14 protein-coding genes are annotated in these 15,915 nt (G+C 65.8%); 6 read left to right on the top strand and 8 right to left on the bottom strand.

Annotated elements, in window-relative coordinates; translation table 11 throughout:
• Positions 1-150: 150 nt before the first annotated feature.
• From G370_RS0103530 to G370_RS0103520, 3 genes are all read right to left on the bottom strand, one after another.
• On the bottom strand, positions 151-3,735 hold the full coding sequence (locus G370_RS0103530) for an ABC transporter permease/M1 family aminopeptidase (protein ID WP_019659376.1): 3,585 nt from the start codon (positions 3,733-3,735) through the stop codon (positions 151-153).
• A 12-nt stretch (positions 3,736-3,747) separates the two neighbouring features.
• Entirely contained in the window at positions 3,748-4,650 is a 903-nt protein-coding gene (locus G370_RS0103525; RefSeq protein ID WP_019659375.1) for an ABC transporter ATP-binding protein, read from the bottom strand.
• 131 nt (positions 4,651-4,781) lie between these two features.
• Positions 4,782-5,813: a LacI family DNA-binding transcriptional regulator gene (locus G370_RS0103520; protein WP_019659374.1), complete on the bottom strand. Its 1,032-nt coding sequence runs from the start codon at positions 5,811-5,813 to the stop codon at positions 4,782-4,784.
• A 139-nt stretch (positions 5,814-5,952) separates the two neighbouring features.
• Here G370_RS0103520 and G370_RS0103515 point away from each other — a divergent pair, with 139 nt between their 5' ends.
• From G370_RS0103515 to G370_RS0103490, 6 genes are all read left to right on the top strand, one after another.
• Entirely contained in the window at positions 5,953-6,348 is a 396-nt protein-coding gene (locus G370_RS0103515; RefSeq protein WP_019659373.1) for a hypothetical protein, read from the top strand.
• Positions 6,349-6,519: 171 nt separating this feature from the next.
• Positions 6,520-7,092, top strand: a complete 573-nt coding sequence (locus G370_RS0103510) for a single-stranded DNA-binding protein (RefSeq protein WP_019659372.1) — start codon at positions 6,520-6,522, stop codon at positions 7,090-7,092.
• A 202-nt stretch (positions 7,093-7,294) separates the two neighbouring features.
• Complete coding sequence (locus tag G370_RS0103505) at positions 7,295-8,191, top strand: hydroxypyruvate isomerase family protein (protein WP_019659371.1); 897 nt, start codon at positions 7,295-7,297, stop codon at positions 8,189-8,191.
• Between the two features lie 27 nt (positions 8,192-8,218).
• Positions 8,219-9,904 carry a GMC oxidoreductase gene (locus G370_RS0103500; protein WP_019659370.1) on the top strand — a complete coding sequence of 562 codons (1,686 nt, stop codon included), beginning with the start codon at positions 8,219-8,221 and terminating at the stop codon, positions 9,902-9,904.
• A complete protein-coding gene (locus tag G370_RS0103495; protein ID WP_019659369.1) occupies positions 9,904-10,479 on the top strand; it encodes a gluconate 2-dehydrogenase subunit 3 family protein in 576 nt (191 codons plus the stop codon). Before G370_RS0103500 ends, G370_RS0103495 begins: the two co-directional genes overlap by 1 nt.
• The gene (locus G370_RS0103490) at positions 10,464-11,237 is read left to right on the top strand and encodes a 3-keto-disaccharide hydrolase (protein WP_019659368.1); all 774 of its coding nucleotides are present in this window, start codon (positions 10,464-10,466) and stop codon (positions 11,235-11,237) included. The genes G370_RS0103495 and G370_RS0103490 overlap by 16 nt, the downstream gene beginning before the upstream one ends.
• Positions 11,238-11,267: 30 nt before the next feature.
• Here the strand turns inward: G370_RS0103490 and G370_RS0103485 are convergent, their stop codons facing one another.
• From G370_RS0103485 to G370_RS0103465, 5 genes are read right to left on the bottom strand one after another with little or no spacing between them, the layout of a single operon-like run.
• On the bottom strand, positions 11,268-11,564 hold the full coding sequence (locus G370_RS0103485; protein WP_019659367.1) for a c-type cytochrome: 297 nt from the start codon (positions 11,562-11,564) through the stop codon (positions 11,268-11,270).
• A gap of 18 nt (positions 11,565-11,582) precedes the next feature.
• Positions 11,583-12,449 (bottom strand): sugar phosphate isomerase/epimerase family protein, encoded by an 867-nt coding sequence (locus tag G370_RS0103480; RefSeq protein WP_019659366.1) that lies wholly within the window; start codon positions 12,447-12,449, stop codon positions 11,583-11,585.
• Between the two features lie 19 nt (positions 12,450-12,468).
• Positions 12,469-13,593 carry a Gfo/Idh/MocA family protein gene (locus G370_RS0103475; protein ID WP_019659365.1) on the bottom strand — a complete coding sequence of 375 codons (1,125 nt, stop codon included), beginning with the start codon at positions 13,591-13,593 and terminating at the stop codon, positions 12,469-12,471.
• 12 nt (positions 13,594-13,605) lie between these two features.
• On the bottom strand, positions 13,606-14,823 hold the full coding sequence (locus G370_RS0103470) for a nucleoside permease (RefSeq protein ID WP_019659364.1): 1,218 nt from the start codon (positions 14,821-14,823) through the stop codon (positions 13,606-13,608).
• Between the two features lie 27 nt (positions 14,824-14,850).
• Positions 14,851-15,903, bottom strand: a complete 1,053-nt coding sequence (locus G370_RS0103465; protein ID WP_019659363.1) for a sugar phosphate isomerase/epimerase family protein — start codon at positions 15,901-15,903, stop codon at positions 14,851-14,853.
• Between the last annotated feature and the right edge of the window lie 12 nt (positions 15,904-15,915).

Raw genomic sequence — 15,915 nt, 5'->3', positions numbered from 1 at the left:
TCGCGGAGAGTATCGCTTGCCTTCAAATGGATCCTGTTGGTGCTCCCGCATCTCTGGTCAACCAGGTCTTCAAATGACGCAATTGGTCGCGGCATGTCGCTTTTGTCTGCAGTAGTGATGCCAGCCATTTGACTGGCACCACCGCATACCTCACATCGTTACCTTGCGCCGATTGTCATCGCTCACCCGGTCGACCAGCTTGTTGTAGGGATCGAAGCCTGCTTCGTCGGGCTTTTCATCCACCGTCACCGTGATATTCGGCGCGGCGCTGGTGATGTGGTGGCGCTGCAGGTACAGCACCTTCTGGTCGCGCTCCTTGCCCGACGGCCCATTGGCGAACACGCCGATCTCCACCCAGTCATCCATCTTGCCGGCGGTCTCCTTGCCCTTGCCATCGGCATACTGCTTGCTGGCATGCAGGTCCAGGGTCACGTCGTAGCGACCGTCATCGCGCTTGCGGGCGCTGGCGGCCATCACGCGGTTGTCGTAGAAGCTGATCTTCTCGAACAGGTCAGTGACCAGCTGCTGGCGGTCGGCCGGGGTCTCGGCACGGATGTAGCTCAGCAGTTCGCGTGAGGTGGTGTACGGCGGCTGCTGGTAGCCCTTGTCCTGCAGGAAGCGCTTCAACGCGCGGTTCAGGGCCACTTCGCCGATCTCTTCACGCAGCCGGTAGAACACCAGCGAACCCTTCTGGTAGTGGATGTACTGCTGGTTTTCCACGCGCTCCAGCGGCTGTTCCTCGATGGCCTCGCCGCCGCGGCCGGACAGGTAACCGTCCAGTTCGCGCTTGAGGAACTGGCGCATGTGCTGGCGGCCGTACTCCTGCTCCATCACCATCAGTGCCGAATACTGCGACAACGATTCGGACAGCACCGTGGCGCCCTGCACGTTGGCACCGATCACCTGGTGCGCCCACCACTGGTGTGCGATTTCGTGCGCGGTCACGTAGAACACGTAGTCCACCTTGTCCGGGTCACGCAGGTCAGCGATGAAACCGATGGCTTCGGAGTAGGGGATGGTGTTGGCGAACGACTGCGCGAAGCGGGCATAACCCGGGAACTCGATGATGCGCACCTGGCGATGCTGGTACGGGGTGAAGTTCGCCTCGTAGTAGGCCAGCGATTTGTGCACCGCTTCGATCATCCGCTCCACGTTGTAGCCGTGCGCCGGGTCGAAGTAGACCTCGATCGGTATGTCCTTGTACTTTGCCTTGCGCACCTCCCAGCGCGCCGACAGATAGGCGTAAAAGTTCAGCATCGGTCGATCCATGGCATAGCTGAAGCAGCGCCGGCCATTGACCGTGCTCTCATGCTGCAGATAGCCCGGGGCCAGCGCCACCTGGTCTGGTGCCGTGCAGATCGTGGTGCGGAAGTCGAGCCAGTCGGCATCGTTGGCTATGTACGTGTTGGCACGCGCGGCTTCGTCTTCCAGCTTGGGCATGCGCCGCGGCTCACCCAGGTCGCGCTTGCGCCGCTCGTTGCGGTCGGTGATCTCCGCGCCCTCGTTGTAGCCGAACGACGGCAACACGCGGCTGTTGAAGAACGTGCCGTTGTCCACGATGTTGCTCGGCGCCTGGCCGGCGGTGATGCCATTGGGCTTCTGCACCACCCGGAAATGGACACGGCGGCTTTCGCCCGGTTGCAGAGGCTTGTCCAGCCGATAGATGCGATACCCCAGGTCCTTGGCATGGAAGGCCATCGTCTGTCCGCCAAGATCGGCGGCTACCAGCTGTTTGTCATCGCCCATCGAGACATGCAGTTCCGGGATCGGCTGCGCGTGGAGATTGCGGATCGTCCAGTTCGCATCGATCACCATCGACTGCGATTCGGGGGACAGGTCCACGCGGTTGTCCACCGCCACGATGCGGGGCTGCGGCAGGTTGCGGTACTTCGACAGCTCGCGCTCGTAGCGGGCCTGCAGATCCAGCTGCTGGTCCGGAGAAAGGAACTCGTTGCGGATGTTGGTGCTCCAGTACAGCCAGCTCCCCACGCCGACGAACGCCAGCGCGGCCACCGCGGCGAAGGCGCCGGTCGGACCACGCAAGCGGCGGCCGGCCAGGGCCAGGCGCTGGCGCAGGCCCTGGCTGACACCCCGTACCCAGAAGGCCGACGCCAGGCACATCAAGGTCAGCAGGAACAGGGCCCAGTAGCCCTGGAATGCCAGCTGCCCGGTCAGGAAGTGGCCGTAGCCGTTCATGTCCGAATAGGGTGCGTTGGGCCAGCTGCCGAAGTTGTACAGGTTCTGCGTGTAGTCGAGCATGCCCAGCACACCCTGACCGATCATCACCACGATCAGCAATGCGTAACCGACGAACTTGTTGTTGGTGAGCACCTGCAGCACCAGCGCCAGGCCCCCCATGAGGATGTAGACCACCGAATCCAGCGCCAGGCTGCGCAGGTACAGCAGCGGCTCCAGATGCGTGTAGCCCTTGGCCAGCTGCACGCCCATCGCCGCCAGCGCGCCGGCGGCCTGGAAACAGACGATCACGGCCAGAAGTGCGGTGAACTTGGCCAGCAGCGGCACCCAGTTCGGCACCGGCATGGCATCGGTCACTTCATTGATGCGCGCGCTGCGTTCCTTCCAGACCAGCTCACCGGCGAAGAACAACACGATGATCACCAGCAGCCAGCTGAAGGCGCCCTGCAGCCCCATGATCATCTGCGACGTGACCGGCCAGATCGAGGTGCCGTACAGGGTCTGCCGGAACAGCGCGCTGGGCAGGAAGTTGGCCAGGCCCAGTACCAGCAGCACGATGAACGGCACGCTGCGCAGGACGCCGCGTGTATCGAAGCGGACCTGGCGCAGGAACTGCTGCCACGCGGTGGTGGCAGTGAACGCCGGTACCACGCGCGGCAGTGTTGCGCGGGTGGGGCGGGCCATGGCGGCTTCGGCAACCGTTTGCGCGTGCCTGCGGCCCCAGCGCCGACGGCCACTGCCGCTGCGTTCGGTGCGGAACAGCGCGAAGGTGGCGGCGAACAGCGCGGCAGCCACGCCCAACCACAGGGCGCGATTGGCCAGCAGGTAGCCGGCCAGCTCGGGGACCCCGCTGTTGCGTTCGGCGGTGGACCAGTAGCGGATGGTACGGCCGAGTGCGCGCATGCCCAGCGGTTCGCTCAGCACCGCGATCCACGTATTGTCGATGTCGCGCAGCAGGGCCGCGCTGGCGCCATACAGCACCAGGTAGGCCACCAGGCCGATGTAGACCCACAGGATCGAGCGGGTCAGCGCTGCCAGCAGCGACAGCAGCGCGGTGGTGAACAACAGGTTGGGAATGACGATGACTGCGAACGTCCACGCATAGCCCTGCCAGCTGATCGGGCCCATGCGTTCGGGATCGACCCACGGCATGAATGGTGCCAGCCATAGGCCGAACGCGATCAGCACGTAGACCAGCAGGCCTGCCGTCAGGGCGGCGGCGATGCGCCCGGCCAGATAGTCGCGGCGTTTCACCGGGCTGGCGAAGATCAGTTCAGCGGTACCGAGTTCGAAGTCACGCAACAGCGCGTTGCTGACGAACAGCGCGGTGACCAGCATGCCGAGAAGGGTGAAGATGCCCAGCATCTGTGCGATCACGGTGGGCGCGTTGCTGTGCACGTTGCCGGCGCCACCGCCGATCTGCACCGCGTCGCTGGACGCGGCGGCGAAGGCAAGCAGGGCGAACAGCCCGGCCAGCAGCCACAGCAGCGGGGAGCGCAGCTGCTCGCGCAGCTCGAAGCGGAAGAAGTTGAGGATCATGGCGTGCTCCGCTCAGGCTGCGACGCGGCTACGGGCCTGAAGGCGCAGGCGCTGGAAGTACACGTCCTCGAGGTCGGGAGCCACGGCCGCGAAGCCGTCGCCAGGGTCGTTGGCGCTGTGCACGTGGATCACCGGGCGGCCACCGACCAGGCGGGTGGACAGCACCACGTAGCGTGCCTCGTGGTCGGCCAGTTCCGAAGGATCAACCTGCTTGCGCCAGACCTGCTGCTGCAGGGCGTCGATGGCATCGGCCGGGCGCCCGGTCAGCAGCACCTGGCCCTTGTTCATGATCGCCATCGTCGGGCACAGATCGGTCACGTCCTCGACGATGTGGGTGGAGAGGATCACCGCCACGTTCTCGCCGATCGCCGCCAACAGGTTGAGGAAGCGGTTGCGCTCTTCCGGGTCGAGGCCGGCGGTGGGTTCATCGACGATCACCAACCGCGGGTCACCCAGCAGCGCCTGGGCAATGCCGAAGCGCTGGCGCATGCCGCCGGAGTAGGTGCCCAGCTTGCGCTTGCGCGCGTCCCACAGGTTCACCTGCTGCAGCAGCCCATCGACCACCTCGCGGCGCTGCGCGCGCTGCGTCAGGCCCTTGAGCACCGCGAAATGCTCCAGCAGGTCCAGCGCGCTGACTTTCGGGTACACGCCGAAATCCTGCGGCAGGTAACCCAGCCGGCGGCGCACCGCATCCTTGTCGCGCAGCACGTCGATCGGCGCCTCGCCTGGAATGCTGAGCGTCGCCGTGCCGCTGTCGGCTTCCTGCAGGGTGGACAACGTGCGCATCAGCGAGGACTTGCCGGCGCCGTTGGGGCCGAGTAGGCCGAACATGCCCCGCGGGATGTCCAGGTTGACGTTGTTGAGGGCATGCACGCCGTTGGCGTACGTCTTGGACAGCGAATCGATCTTCAGCATGCGACGTACACCTTTCCATGGGCGATGTCTGCGCGTTATCCGCGCATCAGCCTCCGTGCGCATCCGCCGTTGGTCATGGGGGAAGAATTCCGCCGTCGCACGTTGAGGCGTGGCGTAAGGCCTGGTGGCGCTTACCGGCGCAGCGACGATTCCCGCACCACCAGCTTCACCGGGATGCTCTGGCTCTGCACCGGCTGTCGGCCGATCAACGCCAGCAGGCGCTCCACCAGCAGCTGGCCGGCCTGCTTGGTGTCCTGCTGGACCGTGGTCAGCGCCGGGGACACCGAGGCCGCCAGCGGGATGTCGTCGAAGCCGGTCACCGCCACGTCCTGCGGCACCCGTAGCCCGGCCTCGCGCAGGGCGCGCATCGCACCGATGGCGATCAGGTCGCTGGCGGCGCAGATCGCATCGATCGGCTCGCCACGCGCCAGCAGCGCCTGGCAGGCCTCCTGGCCGGAAGCCTCGGTGGTGATCGCATCGTGCTGCAGCGCCGGTTCGGCGGCCAGGCCGTGGTCCTGCAGGGCCGCGACGTGGCCGCGGTAGCGTTCCTGGAATTCGGGGTAATGGCTGGAGGCATGGCCGAGGAAGGCGATGCGGCGGCAGCCCTGCTGCAGCAGGTGGGTGGTGATGTCATGCCCGCCCTGGAAGTTGTCGCTGCCGATCGACACGCCCGGCTGGCCGGGCAGGGCGGCGCCCCAGCGCACGAAGTGCGTGCCCTGTTCGACCAGCCGCTGCAGGCGGTCGCGCGATTCGTGGTAGTCGCCGTAGCCGAGCAGGATGATGCCGTCGGCCTTGTTGCTGTCCTCGTAATCGGCCTGCCAGTCGGTGGACAGCTGCTGGAACGAGACCAGCAGGTCCTGCCCGTGCAGCGCGCAGGCGCGGGTGATCGAGCCCAGCATCGAATGGAAGAACGGATTGATCAGCGAATCGTCGTTGGTCGGGTCTTCGAAGAACAGCAGGGCCAGCGTGCCGGCGTTGCGCAGGCGCAGGCTGGAGGCGTTCTTGTCGACCTTGTAGTTCAGCTCGCGGGCGATGCGCAGGATGCGCTCGCGGGTCTCGGCGTTGACCATCGGGCTGCCGCGCAGGGCCCGCGACACGGTTGGCTGGGAGACCCCGGCCAGATGGGCGATGTCCAGGGAGGTGGCTTTGCCTTTGATGGTCATGGGAACGCGGGAGGGGGCAGGGGGAAGGGTGCCCGGGCATGATGCCATGGGGTGGCTGCCGGCCGTCCTGGCCGTCACTGCTTGTGGCCACGGTCGCGGTCGTGCGACGGTCAACACCATAGCCTGATGGAGCCAAGCGGTGACCTTTCGCCTGTACCCGGGTGTCCCCGACGATTTCGAGGCGCGGATCCGCATCCTTGCGCCAGAGGAGGGTGGGCGTCGCAGCCCGGCCCGGAACGGTATCCGCTGGGACTTCGCCTACGCCGATGACGCCGGGGCGCCAGAGCTGTTCATGATCTGGCCCGACTTCCGTCACGCCGAGGGCGACAGCTGGGCGACCGAGCTGCCGCTGCCGGTGGGCGAGCCCCTGTTGGCCGGCCTGACCGTGGTCAATGAGGTGCTCAGGGTGGGGCTGCACCGGGAGCGTATCCGGCCCGGCGTGCGCTTCCACTGCCATGAAGGGCCCAGGGTGGTGGCGGTGGGGGAGGTCACACGGGTCACCGGCTTGCTGCTGGATCGCCCCCTGCTTCGTTGAGGTCGGTTCCGACCCGGATCGGCCGGATTCCCGACGGGCCGGGGGCGAAGGGAATGGTAAGATGCCTCGTTCCGATATCCCCCCATTCGCAACCGCGGGAGGTCCAGCGTATCGGCACCCCGTCGGGTGTGCTATCACTGGTCCAGCCCCGGACAACGGAAGAATCCATCTATGGCGCGCGGCATCAACAAAGTCATCCTGGTCGGCAATCTCGGCAACGACCCGGACGTGAAGTACACCCAGAGCGGCATGGCGATCACCCGCATCAGCCTGGCCACCACCAGCGTCCGCAAGGACAAGGATGGCAACCAGCAGGAGCGCACCGAATGGCACCGCGTGGTGTTCTTCGGCAAGCTCGGCGAGATCGCCGGCGAGTACCTGCGCAAGGGCAGCTCGGTCTACGTCGAAGGCAGCCTGCGCTACGACAAGTACACCGGCCAGGACGGCGTGGAGAAGTACTCCACGGACATCATCGCCGATGAAATGCAGATGCTGGGCGGCCGCGGTGAAGGCGGCGGCGGTGGCGGTGGCGGCAACTACGGCGGCGATCGTCCGCAGCGCCAGCAGGCGCCGCGCCAGGAGTACGGCGGCGGCGGTGGCCAGCGCGGCGGCCAGGGCGGTGGCTATGGCAACCAGGGCGGCAACCAGGGCGGCGGTTACGGCAACCAGGGCGGCAACCAGCGCCCGCAGCCGCAGCAGGCGCCGCCGATGGACGACTTCGCTGACGACGATATTCCGTTCTGATCGGACGCTCGCCTGCAGCAGAAAAGAAAGCCCCGCTCATGCGGGGCTTTTCTTTGTCCGCGATTGCTACGGAGTTGTGCCCCGCAGCATTGAATTTTCGTGCACCGCAACTTGCAAGCATCCAATTTCCTCCCCTATGGTGCAATCGATTGCATTGCTGTGAATCGTTGCGTTTGATACCGGTTGGGAGGCCGGAAGGTGGATGTCCATCCATTCGATCAGACCGGCTCCTTCGAGGGGGCTCACGCGGCGCGATGCGCTGCGCATGGCGGTTGCTGGAGGCGTAGCTCTGGGTACTGCGGGAGCGTTGCCTGCATTCGCCACCACTGCACCGCTGAAGGGCAACCTGAAGCAGGCCGTGGCCCGCTGGACCTTCCCGCAGCTGTCAGTTGCCCAGCTCTGCGCGACGGTGAAGGACATCGGCTTTGCCGCGATCGACCTGGTCGGCCCCGAAGACTGGCCCACGCTGAAGGCCCATGGCGTCTACAGCTCGATGTGCAACGGCGCGGAGCTGGGCCTTACCAAGGGCTTTGCCGGCCGTGAGTTCCACGACCAGCTGGTAGAGCGCTACACGCGGCACATCGATCTGGTGGCCGATGCCGGTTACCGGAATCTCATCTGCTTCTCCGGCAACCGCAACGGTATGGACCCGCATGACGGCATGGCCAATGCCGAGGCTGGCCTCAAGCGCATCCTCGGGCATGCCGAGAAGCGCGGTGTGGTGCTGGTGATGGAGCTGCTCAACTCCAAGGTCGATCACCGCGATTACCTGTGCGACCACTCGGCCTGGGGCGTGGAGCTGTGCCAGCGGCTCGGCTCGGACAACTTCGGCCTGCTGTACGACATCTACCACATGCAGATCATGGAGGGCGACATCATCGCCACCATCGGCAAGCATCACGCCTGCTTCAAGCACTACCACACCGCAGGCGTGCCTGGCCGGCATGAGATCGGAGGCCAGCAGGAGCTGAACTATGCAGCGATCTGCCGCGCGATCCGCGACACCGGTTTCAAGGGGTATCTGGCGCAGGAGTTCACGCCTGCCGCGCCCGATCCCGTTGCCTCATTGCGCGAGGCGATCCGCCTCTGCGACGTCTGAAACGATATCCACCCAGGTGAGAGACCCATGGCAGATAATCACTACGACGCCATTGTTGTTGGCTCGGGAATCAGTGGCGGCTGGGCAGCGAAGGAGCTGACCGAGAAGGGCCTGAAGGTCCTGATGCTGGAACGCGGGCGCAACATCGAGCACGTCAAGGACTACGTCAACGCGATGAAGGAGGCGTGGGATTTCCCGCACCGCAACCGGCCAACGCAGGCAATGAAGGCCGCGTTCCCGGTGCTGATGCGCGACTACGGGCTGGCTGAGAACCTGGAAGGGATGTGGGCCAACGAGCAGGACTCGCCCTACATCGAGACCAAGCGTTTCGACTGGTTCCGCGGCTATCACGTGGGTGGCCGTTCGCTGTTGTGGGGCCGTCAGAGCTACCGCTTCTCCGACCTGGATTTCGAGGCGAACCTCAAGGACGGCATCGCCACCGATTGGCCAATCCGCTATGCCGACATCGCGCCGTGGTACGACCATGTAGAGAGGTTCGCCGGCATTGCCGGCACGCGCGAAGGACTGGACGTGTTGCCGGACGGCGAATTCCTGCCGCCGATTCCCTTGAACATCGTCGAGAAGGATGTGGCCGCGCGGATCAAGAAGGCCTTCGGCGGAACACGGCACATGATCCACTCGCGCACTGCCAACATCACCCAGCCGATGCCCGAGCAGGGCCGCGTCAACTGCCAGTACCGCAACAAGTGCATCCTGGGCTGTCCCTTCGGTGCCTATTTCTCGACCCAGTCGGCGACGCTGCCGGCGGCGATGAAGACCGGCAACCTGACGCTGCGGCCGTTCTCGATCGTCAAGGAAGTGCTCTACGACAAGGACCGCAAGCGTGCGCGTGGCGTGGAGGTGATCGACGCCGAAACCGGGCAGACCTACCAGTACACCGCCAAGGTCATCTTCCTCAACGCGTCGTCGTTCAACTCCACCTGGCTGCTGATGAATTCGGCGACCGACGTCTGGGACGGGGGACTGGGTTCTTCGTCGGGTGAGCTCGGGCACAACGTGATGGACCATCATTTCGGTGCGGGCGCCTCGGGCCGGGTCGAGGGCTACGAAGACAAGTACTACTTCGGCCGCCGGCCCTGCGGCTTCTACATTCCGCGTTTCCGCAATGTCGCGTCCGACAAGCGCGGCTACCTGCGCGGGTTCGGTTACCAGGGCGGTGCCAGCCGCACCGGCTGGTCGCGCGAGATCGCCGAGCTGAACATCGGTGCCGACCTGAAGGAGGCGCTGACCGTGCCGGGCGACTGGCGCATCGGCATGACCGGGTTCGGTGAAATGCTGCCGCACCACGACAATGCGATCCGCCTGGACCGCAACCGCAAGGACAAGTGGGGGCTGCCGGTGCTGGCGATGGATGTGTCCATGCGTGCCAACGAACTGGCGATGCGCAAGGACATGGCCGCCGATGCCGCCGAGATGCTGGAGGCGGCCGGGGTCAAGGACGTGAAGATGCACGACAACGACTATGCCCCGGGCAAGGGCATCCATGAGATGGGGACCGCGCGCATGGGACGTGATCGGAAGAGCTCGGTGTTGAATGCACACAACCAGGTCTGGGATGCGCCCAATGTCTATGTGACCGACGGTGCCTGCATGACTTCCAGCGCCTGCGTGAATCCCTCGCTGACGTACATGGCGTTGACGGCCCGTGCGGCCGACCATGCGGTGCGCGAACTGAAAGCGGGGAACTTCTGATGGATCGCCGCGAACTGCTGAAGATGATCGTCGCCGCCACCGGTGCGGCCATGGTTGGCCTGCCGGCGCTGGTGCAAGGGCAGGCGCCGGCCGCGGGGGCGATGCCCGCGTTCACCGATGCCGATATCGGCACGCTGGACGAGATCGCCGAGACCATCCTGCCGCGGACCCGGACACCCGGGGCGAAGGACGCGGGCGCCGGTGCCTTTATGGCGACGTTCGTCAGCGACTGCTACACCGCTCGCCAGCAGGCGGTGTTCCGTGCCGGCCTGGCCGACATCGACAAGCGTGCCGGTGGCCGCTTCCTGTCGCTCACGCCGGAGGCACGCACCGCGTTGCTGCGTACCCTGGATGCCGAAGCCAAGGCGCGCAATGCCGATGTGACCGAGACCGGTACGCCAGAAGAAGGCGAGGCGATGCCGCATTACTTCACGATGATCAAGCAACTGGCCATCTTCGGCTTCTTCACCTCCAAGGTCGGTGCGACCGGGGTGCTGCAATACGTCGCCGTGCCGGGACGTTACGACGGCGACCTTGCCTACGTTCCCGGTACGCCTGCATGGGGGACCAGCTGATGGACGACACCTGGATGATCCGCGCTCTGCTGGGCACCGCCGGCCTGCTTGCCGCTGCGACGGCATTCGCACAGGACGGTGCCGATGCTGCGCGTGACCCGAAGAAGACCGAGGTGTGGACGCCGGTGCCTGCGGTGGTGGCCACGCCACCGGGCAAGGCACCGTCGGACGCCATCGTGCTGTTCGATGGCAAGGATGTCTCGGCCTGGGAGGCGGAGCAGGGAGGGCGTGTACCCTGGAAGGTTGCCGATGGCGCCATGACCGTCGTTCCGGGCAGCAAGGGCATCCGCACCAGGCAACGCTTCTGCGATATCCAGCTGCATGTCGAATGGCGTACCCCCACCGAGACGAAAGGCTTCGACGGCCAGAACCGGGGCAACAGCGGCATCTTCCTGCAGGAACTGTATGAGTTGCAGGTGCTCGACAGCTACAACAACCCCACCTATGCCAACGGCCAGGCGGGTTCGATCTACAAGCAGGCGATGCCGTTGGTGAACGCCTCGCGCGCACCGGGGCAGTGGCAGGCCTACGACATTATTTGGAAGGGACCGCGCTTCTCTCCGGGCGGCGGGCTGCTCTCGCCGGCGCGCATCACGGTGCTGCACAACGGTGTTCTGGTGCAGGACGATACGGCTGTGGCGGGCAGGACTGAGTACATCGGTCCTCCCTCCTACTCACCGCACGGATGTGCGCCGCTCTACCTGCAGGAGCATGACTCGAAGGTCAGTTACCGCAACATCTGGGTGCGCGAACTGTAGCGGCACGCGGCCGGCGTGGTCGCCGGCCGCCTACTTCGCCAGATAGCTGGCGAGGTCGTCGATCTCCTGCTGCGACAGCTGGGCAAAGGGCGGCATCAATCCTCCGCCCTTCCTGATCTTGTCCTTGACCTGGGCGGGCTGAAGCCGCTTGCCGACGTCGGTAAGCGCCGGGAAGGTCGGCGGTACGCCGGCGCGTTCAGCACCGTGGCAGGCAGTGCAGTGCTGGGCGTAGAGCTTCGCGCCGGCGGCCGGGTCGTCCTTGGCCCACGTTGCCGTCGCAACGCTCATGCCGCCCAGGGCGACGGCCACTGCCAGGATCATTTTCATGTGGGGCTCCTTCACGCGTCAGTGCTGTGCACGGGCGGGCACGTTGGCCGGCAGGTGTTCACGCAGGTAGTCCGCGCCGGTCTGGATCACCTTGGCCGGATCGCGTGGCTGGTCGTGTTCGACGATGTACCACTGCACGCCAGCGGTGGCGGCGGCCGGCAGGATCGCGTTCCAGTCCAGCACGCCCTGGCCGACCGCAGCGAAACCACCTTCGTCTTCGGCGTGGCCCTTGGGTGTATTGTCCTTGGCGTGTACCGCAAAAACGCGACCGCGGAACTTGCCAAGCATCACCGCCGGGTCCAGTCCCGCTCGCGCGACCCAGGCCAGGTCCAGTTCGGTCTTCAGATCGGGTCCGGCCGCTGCGAACAGCAGCTCCAGCCCGGTCTGACCGTCGAAGTCGGCCAGCTCGAAATCGTGGTTGTGATAGGCCAGCTGCATGCCCTTGCCGCGCACCTGCCTGGCAATCCGGCCCAGCTCCCGGCCCAATGCGGTCCAACCGGCGGCATCGCGCGGACGGTCCTTCTGGTCCAGATAGGGCACCACCAGCGTGCTGTTGCCAATCGAGCGGTTGAAGGCCACCACGGCATCTAGGTTGTCGCGCAGCTCGGCCAGCTGAACGTGCGACGAAACCGCTTTGATCGAGTAACGGTCCAGCAACTGTTTCAGTTCCGCAGCGCTTGCATTCTGCGTACCGACGGTTTCCACCGCACGCACGCCCGCGTCGTGGACGATCTTCAGCTGTTGGTCAAGCGGGCCGGCGTTGCGCAGCGTGTACATCTGCACGGCGATGGGCTTCTGCGCACCGGCTGTGTTCCCTGCGAAGGCGGGCAGGACTGCGAGCAGCAGCAGGACGAGGGTTGCAGTTCTACGGACAGGGATGTTCATCAACAGATCCTCCCGGGATTCAACCGATGGCGGTCCAGGCGCGTGACCTGGCCGATGCAATGACGCGATCGACGATCCGCGCCGAGCGCAGGCCGTCTTCGAAGGTGGGCAGGCCTTCGAAGCGCTCGCCGTCAACGGCACGATAGGTGTCGGCGACGAACGCTTCGAAGCAGTGGCCGTAGCCCTGGGCATGCCCCGCTGGCAGCGGCGACAACCGGCGCTGTTCGGCACTGCCGGCACCCGGGCCGCGCACGAAGATTTCCTCGCGCTGCTCGGGCCGGCCGATCCACAGCCGCTCGGCATCCTCCTGGTTGAACGCCACGCTCGCATTGGCGCCATCGATCTCGAACCAGAGCCGGTTGTGGCGTCCGGCCGAGACCTGGCTGACCGTCAATGACGCCAGCGTGCCGGCGCCGGTCCTGAACATCGCTGCGGCCACGTCCTCGCTCTCGACCGCCTGCCTTGCGCCGCCTGTCGCCGGCGTGCTGAAGCTCTGGCCAGTGGTGGCGCTGCGCTCGGCGATGACCGTGGCGAACGCCGCGCTCGCTTCGGTGAAGCGTTCGCCACTGACCCATTCCACCAGGTCACACCAGTGCGAGCCGATGTCGGCGAACACGCGCGACGCGCCGCCCAGCGCCGGGTCAACCCGCCAGTTGTTGCTGGCCGGGTCCAGCAGCCAGTCCTGCAGGTAGCTGCCATGGATCAGGTGCAACGGCCCAAGTTCACCCTGCGCGATGCGTGCACGCGCCTCGCGGACCACCGGGTGGTAGCGGTAGACGAAGGGGACGGTGGCAACCAATCCGGTCGAGGCAGCCAGCGCCGCGAGCGCCCGTGCATCGTCCAGCGTCGTCGCCAACGGTTTCTCGCAGATCACGTGCTTGCCGGCTTCCAGCGCGACCTGCGCCATCGCGCGGTGCAGGTGGTTGGGCGTGCAGATGTGCACGACCTGTACCTGGGGGTCAGCGACGACGTCATTGATATCGCGATAGGCGCGCGGGACATTCCACGCGTGTGCCACCTCGCTCGCGCGCTGTGGCGACGAGGCCAGTACGCCGCGTACCGCGGCGCCCGCCAGCAGTGCCGCGCGGCGATGCACCGCGCCGATCATGCCGGTACCAACGATGGCGATTCCAAGGTGGGGCATCGGCCGGTCTCCTCAGGGTGTGTACGGCGCTGCAGCAGCTGCCGGGCGGTCGCGGAACAACAGCAGGAAGGCGATCAGCACCACCAGTGCAACACCGGCCGGGAACAACCAGATCTGTTGCCAGTCCGGGCCTGCTGCGGTGGTGAAGTGCTCCACAACGGCACCGGACAGGAAGGTGCCGATCAGCATGCCCACGCCGTAGGTGGCCAGGGTGATGAAGCCCTGTGCGCTGCTGCGCGCGGCGGGGCCGGCATGGGCGTCGGTGTAGATCTGGCCGGTGACGAAGAAGAAGTCGTAGCAGATGCCGTGCAGCACGATGCCGATCACCAGCAGCGGGAAGCCGCTGCCCGCATCGCCGAAGGCGAACAGGGCGTAGCGCACCACCCAGGCGGCCATGCCGACCGCCAGCATGGTCTTCACCCCCAGCCGCACGAACAGGAAGGGCATGGCCAGCATCAGCAGCACTTCGGACACCTGGCCCAGCGACTGCAGGCCGGCGGCGCCCTGCACGCCCAGATCGTTGAGATACGGATTGGTGAAGTTGTAGTAGAACGACAGCGGAATGCAGATGGCGATGGAGGCCAGGAAGAACACCAGATAGGCACGCGATTTCAGCAGCCGCAACGAATCCAGCCCCAGGATCTGTCCCAGCCCGGCCTCGCGCTGCTGCGCCAGTGGTGGCGTGTGCGGCAGGGTGAACGCATACAGGCCCAGCACCAGCGATGCCGCCGCCGCCATCCGGAACGTCAGTTCAAGCCGATGCGCCTGTTCCCAGCCCAGCCAGCCGATCAGCACGCCTGCGACGATCCAGCCGACGCTGCCGGCCACGCGTACCAGCGGGAACTGCTTCTCCGGCGATTGCATGTGCCGCATCGCCACGCTGTTGGCCAGGGCCAGCGTCGGCATGAACAGCAGCATGTAGCCCATGACGCACGCGGAAAACACGCTGAAACTGGTGGCGGTGGAAGCCAGCCACATCAGCACCGCGCCAGCCAGGTGCAGTACTGCCAGGATGCGCTGCGCCGCGAAATAGCGGTCCGCGATCAGGCCGACCAGGAAGGGTGCCACGATGGCGCCGATGGACTGGCTGAGGAACGCGGTTGCCACTTGGCTCGCGCTGGCCTGCAAGGGGCCCTGCACAAGGTACGTCCCCAGGGTGACGAACCACGCCCCCCAGATGAAGAACTGCAGAAACATCATCGCGCCCAGGCGCGACATCGCGTGCGTCATGGCTTGCCCTCCCGGGGCGGAAATGGTTCAGATTCCCAGCATGCGGTGAAGTGATTCCAGATCCGTGCCGCTCCCGGCAAAATCGTCGAAGGCGCGTTCGGTTACACGGATGATGTGATCGCGGATGAAGGCGGCGCCCTCGCGTGCACCGTCTTCCGGGTGCTTCAGGCAGCACTCCCATTCCAGTACCGCCCAGCCCGGGAAGTCGTACTGCGCGAATCTGGAGAAGATCGCCTTGAAGTCGATCTGGCCATCACCGAGTGAACGGAACCGGCCCGGGCGATCGATCCAGTCCTGGTAGCCGCCATACACGCCGCTGCGCGCGCTGGGCCGGTACTCCGCGTCCTTCACGTGGAAGACGCCGATGCGCGCGTGGTAGCGATCGATGAAACCGAGGTAGTCCATCTGCTGCAGCAGCAGGTGGCTGGGGTCGTACAGGATCTTCGCGCGCGGGTGGTGATCGACCACGTCAAGGAAGCGCTCGAAGGTTGCGCCATCGTGCAGGTCCTCGCCCGGGTGGAGCTCGAAGCACAGGTCCACGCCACAGGTGTCGAAGACATCCAGGATCGGTCGCCAGCGGCGGCCGAGTTCGGCGAAGGCTTCTTCCACCAGGCCCGGCGGGCGCTGCGGCCACGGATAGAAATAGGGCCAGGCCAGTGCGCCGGAGAAGGTGGCATGCGCGGCCAGCCCCAGGCGCTGGCTGGCCTGAGCCGCCAGCCGCAGCTGCTCCACCGCCCACGCCTGGCGCGCCGGCGGGTTGCCGCGCACGTTCGCCGGTGCGAATCCGTCGAACAGGCTGTCGTAGGCAGGATGGACCGCGACCAGTTGCCCCTGCAGATGGGTAGACAATTCGGTGATCTGAAGGCCGTAACCGGCCAGCATGCCGGCAATATCGTCGCAGTACGCCTGGCTGCGTGCCGCCTCGGACAGATCGAACAGGCGGGGCGCGGAGGTGGGAACTTGTACGCCAGAATAGCCCAGACCCGCGGCCCATCCGGCCAGCGTGTCCAGCCGATCAAAAGGAGCTGTGTCGCCGATGAACTGCGCCAGGAACAGCGCTGGACCCTTGAGCGTCTTCAACGTGATTCGCCC

The sequence above is a fragment of the Stenotrophomonas hibiscicola ATCC 19867 genome (assembly GCF_000382065.1).
GTDB classification, from domain to species: Bacteria; Pseudomonadota; Gammaproteobacteria; order Xanthomonadales; family Xanthomonadaceae; genus Stenotrophomonas; species Stenotrophomonas hibiscicola.
This window is presented reverse-complemented; position numbering and strand designations above follow the sequence as displayed.